This is a genomic window from Xylanibacter ruminicola, from assembly GCF_900107775.1.
GTDB classification, from domain to species: domain Bacteria; phylum Bacteroidota; class Bacteroidia; order Bacteroidales; family Bacteroidaceae; genus Prevotella; species Prevotella ruminicola_C.
Genome location: NZ_FNRF01000002.1, coordinates 306,067 through 324,384 on the forward strand (window position 1 = coordinate 306,067; position 18,318 = coordinate 324,384).

Sequence of the window (18,318 nt, forward strand, 5' to 3'; positions counted from 1 at the left end):
ATTGTAAAATATAAATTAGTCAGATGAAAAAGCTTTTATTGGGAGACGAGGCAATTGCTCAGGGCGCTATCGATGCTGGTCTGAGTGGTGTATATGCCTATCCCGGCACTCCATCAACGGAGATTACTGAGTATATCCAGGAGTCGGCCATTGCCAAAGAGCGCAACATCCACCGTCGTTGGAGCACCAACGAGAAGACGGCAATGGAAGCTGCACTCGGTATGTCGTATATGGGCAAGAGGGCGCTGGTGTGTATGAAACACGTAGGTTTGAATGTTTGCGCCGATCCGTTTGTTAACTCGGCTATGACGGGTACCAACGGTGGTGTAGTGGTTCTGGTGGCCGACGACCCATCGATGCACTCATCGCAGGACGAGCAGGATTCACGTTTCTACGCTAAGTTTGCAATGATTCCAACCTTGGAGCCCAGCTCACAGCAGGAGGCTTACGACATGATGCAGGAGGCTTTCGATATGTCGGAGAATCTACATCTGCCCATCCTGATGCGTGTTACCACCCGTATGGCCCACAGTCGTGCCGTAGTTGAGGTGAAGGACGAGCCCCGCCCACAGAACGAGCTTAACTACAATGCCCAGGCCAGTAACTGGGTGTTGCTGCCCGCTTTTGCCCGCAAACGTAATGTAGTAGTAACCGGTCAGCAGCCTTTGCTGGAGCAGATGGCTGTCGACAGTAAATATAACCAATATATCGATGGCGCCGACCACAAGTTGGGTATCATCGCCAGCGGTATTGCTTACAACTACCTGATGGAGTGCTATCCTGGGGGATGCCCATTCCCAGTGCTCAAAATCTCGCAGTATCCTATCCCCAAGAAGCTCATCCGTCGTATGACCGACGATTGCGAGCAGGTGCTGATTGCCGAAGAGGGTCAGCCATTCATCGAGGATCAGGTTCGTGGCGTAATGCCTGGCAACGCTGTCATCAAGGGACGTTTGACAGGCGAGCTGCCTCGTACAGGTGAGTTGAATCCCGACTTCCTGAAGAAGGCACTTGGTCTTGAAAGTAGCGAGAGCTACGCACCTTGCGAGGATGTAACCCCACGTCCACCTGCATTGTGTCAGGGTTGCGGTCACCGCGATGTTTATACCGCTCTGAACGAGGTGCTGAAGGAGTATCCCAACGCCCGCGTATTCGGCGATATCGGTTGTTACACACTGGGATTCCTGCCTCCTTATAAGGCCATCCACAGCTGCGTAGATATGGGTGCATCTATCACAATGGCTAAGGGTGCCAGCGATGCTGGTCAGTGGCCTGCTGTAGCCATCATCGGCGACTCAACCTTTACCCACAGCGGTATGACTGGTTTGCTGGATGCTATCAACGAGAATGCCGACATCACTGTGATTATCAGCGATAACCTGACCACCGCTATGACTGGTGGACAGGATTCGGCTGGTACCAATAAGTTCGAGGCTATCTGTAAGGGCTTGGGCCTCTCGGAGGATCACCTCAAGGTGGTTAACCCAATCCCCAAGAACATGCCCGAGATTACAGCAGCCATTCGTGAGGAGATTAACTATCACGGTGTGAGTGTGATTATTCCTCGTCGTGAGTGCATGCAAACGCTGCAGCGCCATCTGAAGCAGAAAAAGGCCACTGAGAAAAAGTAAAAGGGTAAAAAAGTAAAAAGTAAAAAGTTCAAACCTCAAAGTTCAAAGTTCAATGAAAACTGATATAATTCTTTGTGGAGTAGGCGGTCAGGGTATCCTCTCGATTGCTACCATCATTGGCGAGGCTGCCATGAAGGAGAACCTCTATATCAAGCAGGCCGAGGTACACGGTATGAGTCAGCGTGGTGGCGACGTACAGTCGAATCTGCGCATCTCGAGCAACCCCATCAGCAGCGATCTGATTCCGCTGGGTGGTGCCGATGTGATTATATCGATGGAGCCCATGGAGGCTCTGCGTTATCTACCATTCTTGGCTAAGGATGGTTGGATTATCACTTCGAGTGCTCCTTTCGTAAATATTCCCAACTATCCTGATATCGAGAAGATTAAGCAGGACTTGGAGAGTGTAAAGAATGTGATTGTGCTGGATATCGAGCAGGCTGCCAAGGATAATGGTGTGCCCCGTTCGGCCAACGTGATTCTGCTGGGTGCCGCCCAGAAGGCGTTGGGTATCGAGTACGATAAGTTAGAGGATGCCATCCGTCGTGTCTTCGCCCGTAAAGGCGATGCCATCGTTGATGCCAACATCAAGGCCCTCGCCATCGGTAAAGCTGCTCAGAAATAATCATTAAACACAGAGGTACAGAGATACAGAGGATTTATTTAAACTCTGTACCTTTGTGCCTCTGTGTTGAAAATATAGTATAAACAATGGAAACTCCAATTAAAAGAGAAATAGTTGACTCGCTGGTGGCCGAGCTTGGCATTGAGGATTTTGCCAAGGCTACCATCCGCGAGGTGAAGCAGGTAGCTGCTAAGGCCGAGCAGGCGAGTGGGGTAGAGTTCATCAAGATGGAGATGGGTATCCCCGGATTGCCTGCTGCCCAGGTAGGCGTCGACGCCCAGATAAAAGCCCTCGAAGGTGGCATTGCCCATTCGTATCCCGACATTCAGGGAGCGCCCGTACTCAAGGAGGCTGCTTCGCAGTTTGTAAAAGCCTTTATCGGCGTAGATATCAAGCCCGAAGGCTGCGTGCCTGTAACCGGTTCGATGCAGGGCACTTTCGCATCGTTCCTCACCTGTTCGCAGTGCGACAAACAGAAGGATACCGTACTGTTTATCGATCCCGGATTCCCTGTACAGAAGATGCAGCTGCAGGTGATGGGCGTGAAGTACGAGACTTTCGACGTGTATAACTATCGTGGCGATAAGCTGCGCGGCAAGCTCGAGAGCTACATGAGCAATGGTAACATCTGCGCCATCGTATATTCAAACCCCAACAACCCCTCGTGGATTTGCTTGCGCGAGGAAGAGTTGCAGATCATCGGCGAACTGGCCACCAAATACGATGCCATCGTGATGGAAGATCTGGCTTACTTCGCAATGGACTTCCGTAAGGATCTCTCGAAACCTTTCGAGGCACCTTATCAGGCCACTGTGGCACGCTATACCGATAACTACATGCTGCTCATCTCGGGTTCAAAGGCATTCAGCTATGCTGGCGAGCGTATTGGTGTGGTTTGTATCAGCGATAAGCTGTTCCATCGCCACTTTGCCGATCTGGCTGCCCGATATCAGGGTTTGCCCTTCGGACCAGTGTTCTCAACCCGTATGCTGTATGCGCTGAGTTCGGGTACCAGTCATAGCGCCCAGTATGCTATGGCCGCTATGCTCAAGGCCGCTTACGAGGGTAAGTACGATTTCCGCAAGGAGATTAGCGTATATGGCGAGCGTGCCAAGAAACTGAAGGAGATTTTCTGTCGCCACAATTTCTATGTGGTGTACGATAAGGATCTCGACGAGCCCATTGCCGACGGATTCTACTTTACGATCGGCTATCCCGGCATGACTTCGGGTCAGTTGGCTAAGGAGCTGATGTACTATGGTGTGTCGGCTATCTGCTTGATAACCTGCGGTTCCGAACAGGAAGGTTTGCGTGTTTGTACCTCGTTTATCGAGGATCACCAATACGCGCAACTCGAGGAACGCATGAAGGTGTTTGAAATCAATAACCCCAGATAACAAAAAGGCCCCCGCAAAATTGCGAGGGCTTTTTTATTATTCGTTACTCATATCTACGGCGGTGAACTTGAAATCCGATTCGGCTACGTTGCGCACATCGTAGGGTTTCTTGCTCTTAACCAGATATTTGTTCTTCATCTTGGTGTACTTTTTCTCAACCTTCTTGCGGTTCACGTTGGCCACTACCACACAAGTACGGTTGGGCAGGTTGCGCTGATTGGCAAAAAACTCGCGCAGCTGATAGCTGTAGTTATGTCTGCCAGCCAGCATCTGCTTTTTCTTGGTAACCCAAACGCTGTCAACCTCCTGAATATTAGTAAAATATACGGTAGAATCGTTGAACGAAGCAACGAATCCAAACATATACGCACGTGGAACCTTCACATTCTGTGCCTGCACGTTAGCGGTGCCGGCAGCCATCAGTACGATGGCAAGTGTAAGCTGTTTAAATAATCTCATTATCCTAAATATGTCTTTAAAAATTTATTCGCTTTGCTGTTTCTTAGCTTGCGGATAGCCTTTTCTTTTATCTGACGTACGCGTTCGCGGGTTAATCCAAACTTGCTACCAATCTCCTCGAGCGTCAACTCGGGCTGGTTAATGCCGTACGATGCCTCTACCACGTTGCGCTCGCGCTCGTTCAGGGCACTCAGGGCGTTTTGTATCTCCGATTTCAGCGACTCCTCTACCAGCTGGTTATCTGCCAATGGCGCATCGCTGTTGGCCATCACGTCGAGCAAGCTGTTGTCTTCGCCCTCAACAAACGGTGCATCCACACTTATCTGGTGCCCGTTAATGGCCATCGCCTCGTCAATCTTTTCTTGTGGCAAATCCACTTTCTCGGCTATCTCATCTACCGATGGGCGGCGCTCGTTAAGCTGCTCAAATCGGTTTATCTCGCGATTGATCTTGTTTACCGATCCCACCTGGTTCAGGGGCAGTCGTACGATACGACTCTGCTCCGAGATGGCCTGCAGAATACTCTGACGTATCCACCATACGGCATACGAGATGAACTTGAAGCCGCGTGTCTCGTCGAAACGTTCGGCCGCTTTCAGCAATCCTAGGTTGCCTTCGTTAATCAGATCGGGCAGCGACAATCCCTGATTCTGATATTGCTTAGCCACAGATACCACGAAACGAAGGTTTGCCTTCGTTAATCGCTCCAACGCTTTAGTGTCTCCTTTTTTTATGCGTTGTGCCAATTCAACCTCTTCCTCAGCCGAGATCATGGTCTCCTTACTAATCTCTTGTAGATACTTTTCCAGAGCCGCACTCTCACGGTTGGTTATAGATTTAGTGATCTTTAGTTGTCTCATCGTGGTAATAATATGTTTAAGTTGGCCGCAAAAGTAAGACTTTTTCCTGAAACAACCAAAAAAAAGCCACGAATTTTAATCATTCGTGGCTCTTTTTTATCTATTTATGCTTATTCGTTCTGCAGATATACTACAAAACCACCTTTTTTGCCTGTTGGGAAGATACCACGGATAACCAGCATCTGATCCTTAGAATTGTTGGCCTCCTTCACGGCATTCTGCAGGTCGTCGAAGGTATGCATAGGCTCATCGTTCACACGCTGGATGATGAATCCCTTTGGTACGCCAGCATCCTTCATCTTTCCGCCGTTAACCTTGATAACCTCCAAACCGTAGTTAATCTCCAACTGCTTCTTCTGGGCATCGGTAATGGGTCGGAAGTCGGCACCCAGCACGTCGGTATCAGCATTCTTCACCACCTTGGTGTTGCCCTGCTCATTCTTCAGTGTCAGGGTAGCGTTGTGACTCTTCTTGTCGCGCAGATAGGTGATAGCCACCTTGTCGCCTGGGCGCTTCTTGGCCAGCACACCCTGCAGCTCGCCGAACGATGTTACCTTCTTGCCGTCGATAGATGTAATCACGTCGCCTTCCTTCAGTCCGGCAGCCTCGGCAGCACCGTCTTCTACCACCTTAGCCACATAGATACCTTCCATAGTACCCAGGTCGATCTCCTTGCCGTTATCCTTCTGGTTGTCAACGTAGCTCTTCACGTCGCTACCCTGAATACCAATCATGGCGCGCTGTACGTTACCATACTGCTTCAGGTCGTCAACCACCTTGTTCATGATAGCTGTTGGGATGGCAAATCCGTAACCGATGTTAGAACCAGTAGGCGAGGCCAGCATGGCGTTGATACCAACCAGTTCGCCACGGGTATTTACCAGCGCACCACCAGAGTTACCCTGGTTGATGGCGGCATCGGTCTGTATAAAGCTCTCTACGCCGTTGGCACCCAATGTACGGGCCTTGGCCGAGATGATACCTGCAGTGACAGTGTTGTTAAGTCCGAGTGGGTTACCTACAGCCAGAACCCATTCGCCTACCTTTACATCGTCGCTGTTAGCGATAGCGATAGCAGGCAGATTCTTACCGTCGATCTTAATCAGCGCCAGGTCGGTGGTCTTGTCGGCACCAATCACGCGAGCCGAATACTCCTTCGAACCCTCGTTCAAGCTAACGGTCAACTCGTCGGCACCATCTACCACGTGGTTGTTGGTTACGATATAACCATCGGCCGAGATAATCACACCCGAACCGGCAGCAGCGCGCTTAGGTGTCTGCACCTGACGCTGGCGACGGCCGTTATTACCCTGTCCCTGACCAAAGAAACCACCGAATGGGTTAGAGAAGAACTCCTCAAAAGGATCGCTATATTCTACTGTCTGTACCTTTGAGTTCTGTACAGACTTGATGTAAACTACCGATGGCAGCGCTTTCTCGGCTGCATAGGTAAGGTCTACTGGCTGACCAGCTGGTGCTGCTGGAGCCGATGTAACGATAGGAGCTGGAGCAGTAGCTGCGTTAGAGTTAGCGAATGCTACTACTGAAAGAGTCAAAGCAACAGCGCATACGGCGGGAGTTGCTGCATTTACGATCTTTTTCATATTCTCATTCATTTTTTTAATGTTTTAAATTCTACAATCCTGTTTCCTTTCACGTTTTGATGGTGCAAAAATAAGTGCATTATTTTAAATACTGACAATTTGACGCAAAGATTTGTCCCAATTTAACAATTAGGCATAAAAGCTTAACGAGCATTTGCGATTAACACTTAAAATCTTAAATTACTGACAAATTTAAGTATTTATTATGTTTTTAATTGCTTATTTTTAATTATGAGTATAATTTTAGGTATATTATTCGTGTTTTATGAATTTTATTGCTAACTTTGCACGCAGAAAACGCACTGCAACGGTTTGTCGCTGGCGCTTCTGAAAGGTCGCGCGAGAGGAAAGTCCGGGCAGCATAAGGCGCTCCACTTCTGAAAGTAGAAGCTATTGGTGACAGTAGGTGCCGGCAGAAGAGAACGACCGCCTCAGTTTTTTGAGGTAAGGGTGAGAAGGTGGTGTAAGAGACCACCAGCCAACGGGTGATCGTTGGGCTGTGTCGACTGGAGGCTGCAAGTTCATGTATACCATCGTCTGAGGGTTGCCTGCCCAACGACGCAAGTCACGATGGAGGGTAGAACGCTTGAGCCATGAGGCGACTCATGGACTAGATAAATGACAAACGCCATGCCTGCATGGTACAGAACCCGGCTTATAGGGGCAGTGCTTTTTTTTGATAATTATGACACTCAAAAAGATATACCGTACACTTGTTCTCACCATTCGTTTCTTTACCACGAAACGAGTGATGACGCAGGCGTCTGCTCTTACTTACAGCACTTTGCTAGCCATCGTGCCCATATTGGCGGTTATTTTTGCCATTGCCCGCGGCTTTGGTTATAATAAGTATATCGAGATATGGTTTCGCGATGCCTTATCGTCGCAGCCGCAGGTGGCCGATATCTTGACCGACTTTGTAAACAGTTACCTGATTCACACGCAGAGTGGTATCTTCCTGGGTGTGGGCTTGCTGTTTATGCTCTACACGGTACTGATGCTGGTAAACAATGTCGAGGAGACGTTTAACGAGATATGGCAGGTAAGCAATGCGCGCCCCATTATGCGTTCGCTTACTAATTATATGGCCATGTTCTTTGTATTCCCCATCATCATTGTGGTGTCGATGGGTCTTTCCATCTTCATGGCCACCATTGCCAAGCATACCGACGGACTGCTTATCTTAGGTCAGGCCATGCGCTATCTACTCGATTTTTCGCCTTATCTGCTGCTCTCGCTGCTGTTTGTAGGGCTCTACGTGTATATGCCCAATACCGACGTAAAGATCAAGAGTGCCATTGTGCCAGGCATCCTGTCGGGTGTGGCTATGCAGTTGTTGCAATTGTTCTACATCCACTCGCAGATCTGGGTAACGGGCTACAACGCCATCTACGGATCGTTCGCTGCGCTGCCATTGTTCATGCTGTGGCTGCAGATATCGTGGACCATCTGCCTGTTTGGTGCGCAGCTGACATTTACCAACCAGAATCTGGATCGTATTGGTATCAACCTCGACGAGATCAACATGCATCCGCTGGTTGATATGACCGACGACGAAACAGACGAAGCGGCCAGAGCATTATACTCCGACCGCCTCGACTCTTTATAAATTCAATTATTTCTTATTGCTTCATCAAGTAGGCTTTGAAATCAGCAAAGTTCTTACTCATGGCTACGCTTTGTTTCTCGCCACGCATAAAGGCTGCCAAGCGCTCTGGTATCTCTACATCGATACCTAGAATCTCATCCACCTTCTCCTTAAACTTAGCAGGGTGGGCTGTTTCGCAGAACACGCCAACCTCGCCAGGCTGCAGTCCGTCGGCCAGAGCCTGATAGCCGCAAGCACCGTGGGGATCCAGGATATAACCCGAAGCCTTGTAGCACTCGCGCATGGTTTCGCGAATCTGCTCGTCGCTATAGGTAGCACCGCTGATGAGTGCGCTAATCTTCTGGTGGCTCTTACCATACAGGTCGTAGATACGGGCAAAGTTCGAAGGATCGCCTACGTCCATCGCATTAGCCAAAGTCTGCTTCGATGGCTTGGGCTCGTATTTACCCGTCTGCAGATACTTGTAGAAGATGTCGTTGGCGTTGTTGGCTGCGATGAATCGCTTGATGGGCAGTCCCATCTCATGTCCGAACAGCGCTGCACAGATATTTCCGAAGTTTCCTGATGGCACACACATCACCAGATTATTTACATTATTACATTTTTCAATTTTTGCATTTTCCTTCATGCGGGCGTAGGCGTTAAAATAGTAGAACGCCTGAGGCAGGAAACGGGCCACATTGATTGAGTTGGCCGAAGTCAGCTTCATGTGCGCATTCAGTTCAGCATCCATAAAGGCATTTTTCACAAGAGCCTGACAGTCGTCGAACACGCCATCCACCTCGATGGCGGTGATGTTCTTACCCAGTGTAGTAAACTGGCACTCCTGGATAGGACTTACCTTGCCCTTGGGATACAGCACATATACGTGGATACCCTCAACACCCAGGAATCCGTTGGCCACAGCCGAACCCGTATCGCCACTGGTAGCCACCAGCACGTTCACCTCTCCTTTCTCCTTCGTCCTTACTCCTTCCTCGCGAATAAAGTACTGCAGCAAGCGCGCCATAAAGCGGGCACCCACATCCTTAAAGGCGAGGGTAGGACCATGGAAAAGCTCCAAGGTGTAAATGTTATCTTTTACGTTCACCACTGGGCAGTCGAATGCCAAGGTGTCGTACACGATATCATGCAGGGCATCAGGATCTACATCCTCGCCAAAGAAAGCACTGGCTACGGTGTAGGCAATCTCCTGAAAACTCATTTTCTCGATGTTGTCGAAAAACTCCTGGGGCAGCTTGTTGATACGCTCGGGCATATACAGTCCGCGATCCTCAGCCAGTCCCTTAACAACTGCTTTGTGCAGGTCGGCAATAGGAGCCTTGCCGTTGGTGCTATAGTACTTCATATTTTCTTAATGTAACAATTTAAAAATTTAATAATGTAAAAATTAATTTTTGCATTTTATCATTTTTACATTTTTTCATTGAATCTTCATGAATTCATGCATGAATTCTTGAAGTTTCAAAATTCCGTAACTACCTGATACGCAGCTCACTTCGTCGTATTGCTGAACCTCGTCTGCCACGATGCCTTTGTGCCAAATCAGGAATGGCACGGGCTGTCCCACGTGTATACGCATCTCAACAGGTGTCAGGTGGTCGGGCAGTACTGCCAGGCACACGGGCTCGTTCATCTTAAGGATGTGCTCGTAGATAGGTTTGATGAGTCGCTGGTCCAGATACTCGATGGTTTTCAGCTTCAGTTCCAGGTCGCCATCATGTCCGGCTTCGTCGCTGGCTTCAACGTGTACAAACACAAAGTCGTCGTGCTCCAGCGCCTCGATAGCTGCCTGCGCCTTTCCCTCGTAATTAGTATCGGCCAAACCGGTAGCACCTTCCACTTCCACAATCTTCAAACCAGCGTAGTGACCGATGCCGCGAATCAAATCCACAGCCGAAATCACCGTACCCGATTTGATGTCGGGATACTGCTGCATCAGCGTTTCCATCGACGGACGATAGCCACCGCTCCAAGGCCAGATGCTGTTAGCCTGTCGCTCGCCCTTGGCGGCCTTAGCCTGATTATAAGGGTGCTTAGGCAGCAGCTCCTGCGATTTCAGAATCAGCTCGTTCAGCAGTTCCGCCGTCTCTTCAGGAGTCAGAGCATCGTCCTTCCTCCTTCCTCCGTCGTCCTTCCTCGAATCTGGTTTCACCAGCAGTGGGCGCCACTCCTCATTGGGATGATCGTGGGGTGGGGCGCAGGTAATGTGCTTGTTACCGCCCTTGATTACCAACAGGTGGCGATACTGTATGCCCGTGATAAATTTCACACGCTCACAGCCCTGACGCTCGTTTATGGGCTTGGCCAGGGTTTCGTTCAGATAGTCAATCAGCAGACGTGCATCTTCTGTTTCCAGATTACCACCGTTATGCGTAATAATCTTTCCGTCCTGCAGATTAATGATGTTACAGCGCAGAGCCAGATCGTCGTCGGCCATCTCGTAGCCTATCGAGGCAGCCTCCAGCGGTCCGCGACCCTCGTACACCTTATTCAGGTCGTAGCCCAGAATCGCTGTGTTAGCCACCTCGCTACCAGGAGGAAATCCCTCAGGCACCGTAATCAGTCGCCCGCAGCGTCCCTCCTTAGCCAGCTGGTCCATCATCGGCTTCGCCGCATATTGTAGCAGCGTCTTTCCCCCTAATCTTTCAACGGGCAAATCCGCCATTCCATCTCCAAGTATAATAATGTGTTTCATATCTTAAATTCGTGTTATTCGCGTAATTCGTGCCTAAATTAAATATTCGCGATGCTCATGATGTTGGCGAACACACCTGCGGCGGTAACTGATGCGCCGGCACCATATCCTTGTATCAGCATCGGGTACTCCTTGTAGCGCTCGGTGGTTAGCAGTACGATGTTGTTGCTACCCTCCAGACGGTAGAACGGATGGTTGATGTCAACCTCGCGCAGCGCCACACTCGTAACGCCATTCTCCATCGTGGCCACAAAGCGCCAACGCTTGCCCTCGGCCTCCAGCTTCTGGCGTCGTGCCTCAAAGTCGGCATCCAGCGCGGGCAACTTCTTCCAGAAGTCATCCACCGTACCCTCGAAGTACTCGTTAGGCACAAACAGGCGCTTCTCTACGTCGGCCTGTTCCACCTTGTAGCCAGCCTCGCGGGTCAGGATCACCAGCTTGCGAACCACATCCGTACCACTCAGGTCGATACGTGGATCGGGCTCGCTGTAACCCTGCTCCTTGGCACGTTTTACCGTCTCCGAGAAAGGCACGTCGGCAGCTATCTCATTAAATATAAAGTTCAGCGTACCGCTCAGCACGGCCTCGATTTTCAGGATCTTATCGCCCGAGTTACGCAGGTCGTTGATGGTGCCGATGATAGGCAGACCGGCGCCCACGTTGGTCTCGTAACGGAACCACACGCCACGGTCGCGAGCCGTCTTCTTCAGCTTCATATAGTTGGCGTAATCGCTCGAAGCCGCCAGTTTGTTGGCAGCAATCACGCTGATGTTATGCTCCAGGAACGATTGGTACAGCGCAGCTATATCCTTGCTGGCGGTACAATCCACAAACACGCTGTTAAAAATGTTCATGCCAATCACCTCGTCGCGCAGGTTCTTGCCCTGCGCCTCGGGGGCTTTCAGCAGCTCGCGGTAGTTCTCCAGGTCGATGCCGTCGCGGTCGTAGATACCAGCTTTCGACGAGGCGATACCCACCACGTTCAACTTCAGTCCGTTGCGTTGCATCAGCGTTTCGTACTGATTGCGAATCTGCTCAATCAGCTTGCCACCCACGGTACCCACACCGCAGATGAACAGGTTAAGCACCTTGTACTCTGAGAGGAAGAACGAGTCGTGCAGCACGTTGAGCGACTTGCGCAGGAACTTGCCATCCACTACAAACGAGATGTTGGTCTCCGAAGCACCCTGTGCACAGGCAATCACGCTGATACCACTGCGGCCCAATGTGCCAAACAGCTTTCCAGCAATACCTGGTGTGTGCTTCATGTTCTCGCCTACGATAGCGATGGTGGCCAGTCCGCTTTCAGCGTGCATGGGGAACATGGCACCCGTCTCAATCTCCTTGGCAAACTCGTCGTTCAGCACCTCTACAGCATCGGCAGCATCCTCGTCGCGCACACCGATTGAGGTTGAGTTCTCTGACGATGCCTGCGATACCATGAACACACTGATACCCTTGTTGGCCAGCGTGGTAAAAATGCGTCGGTTCACACCAATCACACCCACCATCGAGAGTCCCGTTACTGTAATCAGCGTGGTACCCTTAATGCTGCTGATACCTTTAATAGGCTTCTGGTCGTTCTCAATATGATCCTTAATCAGCGTGCCCGGGTGTTCGGGGTTGAATGTATTCTTAACCTTAATGGGAATGTTCTTTACACAAACGGGGTAGATGGTTGGGGGATAGATAACCTTGGCACCAAAGTTACACAGCTCCATCGCCTCGATGTAGCTCAGCTCGTTAATGGTGTAGGCCGTCTTAATCACACGTGGGTCGGCGGTCATAAAGCCATCCACGTCGGTCCATATCTCCAGCACCTCGGCATCCAGTGCTGCAGCAATGATGGCGGCTGTGTAATCGCTACCGCCACGTCCCAGGTTCGTGGTCTCACTGGTGTCCTTATCACGGCTGATAAAGCCAGGCACCACAGCCACCTCGGGCATATCTTTAAACGCCTCGCGAACCAGCTGGTTGGTCAAATCAGCCACCAGGCGGTGCTTGCCGTTCTTTTTTTCTGTACGGATAAAGTCGCGACTGTTCATGCGCTTGCCACCCTTAATCAGCGTGGCCACGATGTTCGACGATAAACGCTCGCCGTAACTTACAATCGCATCTTCTGTCTTTTTCGAGAGATCGTGAATCAGATATACGCCATAATAAATGCTCTTCAACTGGTCGAACAGCTGATCCACTTTATTGAATAAATCTACGCGCTTTTTGTCATCGGTAATGATGGTGTCGATCATTTGGTGATGTCGTGTCACCATAGCGTCGAATTCCTCGCGCCACTTGTCGTCACCCTTCAGGGCCATCTGCGATGTGGCAATCAACTTATCGGTGATACCGCCCAGCGCACTAACTACTACTACGACAGGTTGCGTCCGAGCCTCTGTCTCAACGATTTTTTTCAAGCTAAGAATGCTTTTTACGGAACCTACGGACGTTCCGCCGAATTTCAATACTTTCATATTCCTATGCAATTTATCTTGCCTTTAGCGGTACCCTTAAACAAGCAGGGCTTCATCCACCGGCGCTGCAAAGGTAAGTGTTTTTAAGCAAATGACCAAATTTCTGAAAGAATTTTTAGCCATTTACTTTCATTTTATCATAATTCCCGTATAAATTCTTCCACTTTTTATACCCAAGCGCCTGGCCGAGAAAAACTGGTCGTAGTGCTCGTAGGTACAAACGGCGGCTGTTTCAATGTGTTTTTCGGCTGCGCCAGCCAGCTGCATATCCAGCGCGTTGGCCTGCCAAAGGTCGATGTGCCACTTGCCGTTACGCTTAAAGGCTATGCGGTTCATGTCAAAATCCGCCTGCGCAAAGGCGTCGTACACCTCGTCGCCCACCTCAAAGGCGTCAGGACCTATGCTGGGGCCTATCACTATCTTCAGGTCTTCAGGTTTTGTGCCGTAGCGCTGCTGCATGGCCTCGATGGTTTTGCGGCCGATACGAGCCACCGTGCCTCGCCATCCCGCATGGGCAGCTGCTATCGCGCGCGTGCGTGCATCATACATAAGTATAGGCACACAGTCGGCTGTTGATACGCCGATGCAGGTGCGGGGCAGGGTAGTAATCAGGGCGTCGATCCCCTCAAAGCGGTCGCCCAGGTTCTGGGCTGTTACCTCAGCCACTTTGGTGTCGTGTACCTGGCGTGGCAGCACCAGATGCTGGTCGTCAATCTCCAGCATCTGGCACATGTCGCGTCGGCAATCGGCTACGTGCTGCGCATCGTCGTCGGTATACCAGGTAATGTTAAACCCCTGGTAAGGTTCGTCCATATCCACAGAGCCTCGCTCAGTCGAGAAGGCAATGATGTCGTGTTCGTTCTGCAGATGTAGCATGCCGTTAGGGTTTTTATTCGCCAAAAATCTCCTTCAGTTTGTCCTGCAGGCCCTGTGCACGCAAGCCACGAGCCACAATCTTTCCCTGTGGATCGATCAGCAGGTTATCAGGAATGCTGTTCACCTCGTACAGTCCCGAAGCCACAGTCTTCCAGCCCTTCAGGTCCGACAGATGTGTCCAAGGCATCTTCAGGTCGGTGATAGCCTTTACCCAAGGCTCCTTTCTGTTGTCGAACGAGAGTCCTACGATGTCAAATCCCTTATCGTGATACTTCTCGTAAGCCTTCACCACGTTAGGCATCTCAGCGCGACAAGGTCCACACCACGAAGCCCAGAAATCCACCAGCACCCATTTTCCTTTGCCCACATACTCGCTCAGCTTGTGCATATTGCCGTCGGTATCAGGCTCCTCCAGGTCGGTAAACTGCTTACCGATATAGGCAGCCTTCTTAGCTCTGTCGGCCTGCTCAAACTCGTACTCCTTGATAGCGCTCTGCACAGCGGGATGGTTAGCCCAAACAGGCTTGGCAGCCATCATCTTCTGCAGCTTCTCCAGTCCGAATTCCTCCAGATACTGCTCCACAAAGGCCACAGGAATCATGGTGTTCACCTCGTCGGTATAAATCTTCTCCAATCCCTTCTTCACGCCCAACTTGCCGTAGGCCGCATTCATGTTGATATCGTAGCGCACCAGTCGCTCGTTCTGGGCCGATCCTGTTACGGTAGTGTCGTTCAGGTTCACAGTTACAGGTGTGCCATCGTTGATAATGGGCATCATCCAGCTAATGCTGCTGTTTCTGATTATCAGCAATGCGTTCTTCTCGGCTGTACCACTAATGCTGAATTTGCCGTTCTCAACCGTAGCGTTCTCCATTTTACGCGCCTGGGCGTCGATCACCATCACCTTAGCGCCGTTATCCTTACTCACACCACTGATGGTGTAGTTAATCTGTTGGGCTTTAGCCCCTGCAGCCATCATGATAGCCGCTGCAAATAATACCTTTTTCATAACTTATGTCTTGTTAATACTACTAATCTAATTTTTGCCTGCAAAGATACAAAAAATCGTAATAACATTACATCATTCCAACTTTTTTTACTATTTTTGCACGCAAATTAATTTTATAACCATAATAAATATGAATAAGATTTTTAAATCGGCGTTAGTCGCCATCCTTAGTATCTACAGCACCCATGTGTTTGCTGAGGGTACCACCATTAACTACCGCTTAGCCTCGGCCGACGAGACACGTAAACTGATGCAGGGCAACACCGAGTACTACGCCAAGATGAACCAGATGGATATCGACTGGCGAGTAAGAAAAGAGGGTAGTACACTCGCCGAACTGCAGACGATGGCCTGGCAGCAGACACGCGACTGGACCGATGCCGAACGTGAATTTATGGCTACCATCGTAGGTATGATTACCGACAGCCTGAACAGCATCGGTTGCCAACTGCCCGTACCCTCCGAGATTGTATTCGCCAAAACCACCCAGGCCGAAGAAGGCGGTTCGGCAGGATATACCATCAAGAACATCATATTCCTGAACGAGACGTATTTGGGCATGTGCCTGCCCAACGCCGAAAGAACAGCCGAAATAAATAAGATTGCGCTGATGCGTTTTACCGAGTTGGTGGCCCACGAGTTGTTCCACTGCGTAACACGCAACTCACCAGCATTCCGTCAGAAGATGTATGCCCTGATAGGCTTTACGGTGATGGATCACGACATCACGTTCCCCGATGCCATCACACAGCGCATGGGTATCAACCCCGATGTTGAGCACCTCGACAACTATGCCTATTTTACTATCAACGGCACCAAGCGCCGCTGCGAGCTCATACTGCTTTTCGATAAGTCATGGGCCGAAGCCAGCGCCGAAAAGGGCAACCAGATTGTATTCTTCCAGTTTGTAAAGCCAGGCCTTGTGCCACTCGACGATATGAGCAAGGTTTACGATGTCACCGAAGCCAGCGACTTCTGGACTGTTGTAGGCCACAACACCGAATATGTCATCTCTCCCGAGGAGTGCATGGCCGATAACTTCTCGTATGCAGTCGTCCGAGGCATCAACCCAGCCACTCCCTATAACTCACCCCAACTCATCCAGAATATCATCACCGCCCTGAAGCGGTGATGTTTTTTTTGATGTCAGGCATCAGCTCCTGGCAGCAATATTTTTATCCACAAAAACTTGGAACTTTAGAATTAATTCTTTATATTTGCGGCGTGATACTAATAACAACAAGTAAATATTAAAGTAATACCATTATGAAAGCAAACCTAAAACAATTGATGCTATTGGCATGTTTCATACTGAGCTTTGTGGCGTGTACTAACGACAGTAGTGATAACCCTGCAAAAGGTATCGACCGCAGGATTGTGGGCAGCTGGTTCTCGGATGTGTCGGGGATGACCTACGCCAAGTGGAACTATGGTAAGACATGGCAGAACACCGAGTTTAAAGCCGACGGTACGGGCAGCACCCGTATCTACTATACCTTGGAGGATGATGCCATCGGTTGCGAGAAGATTGACTTTACCTACACGGCATCGGCCAGCGGTGTGCTGACGATGACCCCGAACGACCGCGAGGTGATGAACGCCAAATGGCAGTTGGAGGGCGACGAGCTGAGTCTTGGTGATGGCGATGACATCAGTCTGACTTTCAAGAAAACCACCAGCGATATGGCTGCCAAGTTCGACACCTGGAGCAAGGACGATGAGATGATAGATGTGCCGCAACCAGCCAAATACACCGTGTTTGTATATGGCAATGCGGGTGGCACCATGGATTTTATTATAGAACAGGGCTTATGGGAGAGACTGCAGCAGTACCTGACCGACCACAACAACGTGCGCGTGGTGTGCATGTATAAATATGGTAAGGATCAGCCGGATCCAAAAAAGGCCTTTACGGGCAAATATGCGGCTCCTGGCGACATTGTGTGGTTTGAGCTGACTGGCGATACCGACCTGAACAAGATTAAGGAAAGTGGCATGCAGGCTATCGGCATGGGCGAGGAAGCTAAGCAGCTGAAGATATGCAACCCTAACACCATGCGTATGTTCTTGGAGTTCAGCAGTCTGCAGTGCCCAGCCGAGGATTACGTAATGGGCATCTGGGGGCACGGATCGGGCTTTGATGCCATGTACGATGTGCCTGGTAAGTACGAAGTACAGCAGGCTCGTGCTACCCGTGGTGTGATGGTAGACGAGTGGGTGGATAACGAGTGGATGGATATGTACGAGCTGAACGATGCCATGAAGGCTGCGGGCATTGAGAAGTTTAACACGCTGATGTTCCACAACTGCTTTATGGGTAATATCGAAACGCTTACACAGGCACGCAGCTTTGCCGACTACATTTTTGCTTCAGCCCATATACTGAATAGCGGCGGTGAGCTGATGACGGAGTTTATACGCGGACTGGCGGAGACTGGCGATGCCCAAAAGGCCGGTAAGCTGATGTTTGAACGCTGTACGCCTGAATGGCAGAACAGTTATGTAGACGTAGCCAAGAATGATTACGCCAACGGCGACTACAAGATGATTCGCACCGATAAGTTCGAGCCTATCATCGATGCTGCCAAGCAGCTGTGCGACCGCATTCTGGCACTCTATCCCACACAGAAGGAAGCTATCGACCGTGCCACCAAGAGCGTGTATCGCTTCGAGCCTATCGATGCGAAAAAAAACGAGTTTATCTACCCATTCTTCGACATCGCTAACTATGCCCAGCTGTTGGCTAAGGAAACCGACGATGCCGAGCTGAAAGCTATATCGGCAGCGATGGATAAGGCCTTCGACGAGGCTTTTGTATGCTATCGCGATGTGAACAACAGTAAGGAGCATCTGGATCACTACACACTGAGCATCTGCTTGATGAGTAAACTCTTCTACACCTTCGACTACATGACGAATGTTCCGGAGTTAAAAGCCTTGAACAACTACAATGAAGGCTACGAGAAGTGCGACTTCCACAAGCTGACTGGGTGGGGCAACTGGCTGAAAACCAACGAGCAGTACTTGGACAGCAATCCACAGAAAGGTGGAGGCGGTAAATTAGAATAATATTTCTGAC

General features: G+C 50.2%; 14 protein-coding genes and 1 other RNA gene. 7 read left to right on the forward strand and 8 right to left on the reverse strand.

Annotation, left to right across the window (positions count from 1 at the left end; all coding sequences use genetic code 11):
* Positions 1 to 23 precede the first annotated feature (23 nt).
* The 3 genes from BLU97_RS05355 to BLU97_RS05365 all read left to right on the forward strand — a co-directional run bounded on the left by BLU97_RS05355 (position 24) and on the right by BLU97_RS05365 (position 3,653).
* Positions 24 to 1,631, forward strand: coding sequence for a thiamine pyrophosphate-dependent enzyme (locus BLU97_RS05355; RefSeq protein ID WP_074760589.1), 1,608 nt, complete (start codon positions 24 to 26; stop codon positions 1,629 to 1,631).
* Positions 1,632 to 1,683: 52 nt separating this feature from the next.
* Complete coding sequence (locus tag BLU97_RS05360) at positions 1,684 to 2,256, forward strand: indolepyruvate oxidoreductase subunit beta (protein ID WP_074760590.1); 573 nt, start codon at positions 1,684 to 1,686, stop codon at positions 2,254 to 2,256.
* 86 nt (positions 2,257 to 2,342) lie between these two features.
* The gene (locus BLU97_RS05365) at positions 2,343 to 3,653 is read left to right on the forward strand and encodes a pyridoxal phosphate-dependent aminotransferase (protein WP_074760591.1); all 1,311 of its coding nucleotides are present in this window, start codon (positions 2,343 to 2,345) and stop codon (positions 3,651 to 3,653) included.
* A gap of 36 nt (positions 3,654 to 3,689) precedes the next feature.
* Here BLU97_RS05365 and BLU97_RS05370 read toward each other — a convergent pair whose 3' ends face one another.
* From BLU97_RS05370 to BLU97_RS05380, 3 genes are all read right to left on the reverse strand, one after another.
* The gene (locus BLU97_RS05370; protein ID WP_074760592.1) at positions 3,690 to 4,112 is read right to left on the reverse strand and encodes a hypothetical protein; all 423 of its coding nucleotides are present in this window, start codon (positions 4,110 to 4,112) and stop codon (positions 3,690 to 3,692) included.
* Positions 4,112 to 4,972, reverse strand: a complete 861-nt coding sequence (locus BLU97_RS05375; protein WP_074760593.1) for an RNA polymerase sigma factor RpoD/SigA — start codon at positions 4,970 to 4,972, stop codon at positions 4,112 to 4,114. The genes BLU97_RS05370 and BLU97_RS05375 overlap by 1 nt, the downstream gene beginning before the upstream one ends.
* Before the next feature lie 110 nt (positions 4,973 to 5,082).
* On the reverse strand, positions 5,083 to 6,576 hold the full coding sequence (locus BLU97_RS05380; protein WP_074760941.1) for a Do family serine endopeptidase: 1,494 nt from the start codon (positions 6,574 to 6,576) through the stop codon (positions 5,083 to 5,085).
* Positions 6,577 to 6,875: 299 nt separating this feature from the next.
* On the opposite strand from BLU97_RS05380, the gene rnpB reads away from it, so the two are divergent.
* An RNA gene (rnpB, locus tag BLU97_RS05385) (RNase P RNA component class A) lies at positions 6,876 to 7,250 on the forward strand.
* A gap of 11 nt (positions 7,251 to 7,261) precedes the next feature.
* Entirely contained in the window at positions 7,262 to 8,185 is a 924-nt protein-coding gene (locus tag BLU97_RS05390) for a YihY/virulence factor BrkB family protein (RefSeq protein ID WP_074760594.1), read from the forward strand.
* A 13-nt stretch (positions 8,186 to 8,198) separates the two neighbouring features.
* Here the strand turns inward: BLU97_RS05390 and thrC are convergent, their stop codons facing one another.
* The 5 genes from thrC to BLU97_RS05415 all read right to left on the reverse strand — a co-directional run bounded on the left by thrC (position 8,199) and on the right by BLU97_RS05415 (position 15,239).
* Positions 8,199 to 9,533: a threonine synthase gene (thrC, locus tag BLU97_RS05395; protein ID WP_074760595.1), complete on the reverse strand. Its 1,335-nt coding sequence runs from the start codon at positions 9,531 to 9,533 to the stop codon at positions 8,199 to 8,201.
* Between the two features lie 75 nt (positions 9,534 to 9,608).
* On the reverse strand, positions 9,609 to 10,883 hold the full coding sequence (locus BLU97_RS05400; RefSeq protein ID WP_074760596.1) for a cofactor-independent phosphoglycerate mutase: 1,275 nt from the start codon (positions 10,881 to 10,883) through the stop codon (positions 9,609 to 9,611).
* Between the two features lie 38 nt (positions 10,884 to 10,921).
* Entirely contained in the window at positions 10,922 to 13,354 is a 2,433-nt protein-coding gene (thrA, locus tag BLU97_RS05405) for a bifunctional aspartate kinase/homoserine dehydrogenase I (protein WP_074760597.1), read from the reverse strand.
* A gap of 129 nt (positions 13,355 to 13,483) precedes the next feature.
* Complete coding sequence (pgeF, locus tag BLU97_RS05410) at positions 13,484 to 14,254, reverse strand: peptidoglycan editing factor PgeF (RefSeq protein ID WP_254771668.1); 771 nt, start codon at positions 14,252 to 14,254, stop codon at positions 13,484 to 13,486.
* Positions 14,244 to 15,239 (reverse strand): TlpA disulfide reductase family protein, encoded by a 996-nt coding sequence (locus BLU97_RS05415; RefSeq protein WP_074760599.1) that lies wholly within the window; start codon positions 15,237 to 15,239, stop codon positions 14,244 to 14,246. Before BLU97_RS05415 ends, pgeF begins: the two co-directional genes overlap by 11 nt.
* 130 nt (positions 15,240 to 15,369) lie before the next feature.
* Between BLU97_RS05415 and BLU97_RS05420 the strand changes: the two genes are divergently transcribed.
* Complete coding sequence (locus BLU97_RS05420; RefSeq protein WP_074760600.1) at positions 15,370 to 16,371, forward strand: hypothetical protein; 1,002 nt, start codon at positions 15,370 to 15,372, stop codon at positions 16,369 to 16,371.
* Positions 16,372 to 16,505: 134 nt separating this feature from the next.
* Positions 16,506 to 18,308 carry a clostripain-related cysteine peptidase gene (locus tag BLU97_RS05425; protein ID WP_081352883.1) on the forward strand — a complete coding sequence of 601 codons (1,803 nt, stop codon included), beginning with the start codon at positions 16,506 to 16,508 and terminating at the stop codon, positions 18,306 to 18,308.
* Positions 18,309 to 18,318: the final 10 nt, after the last annotated feature.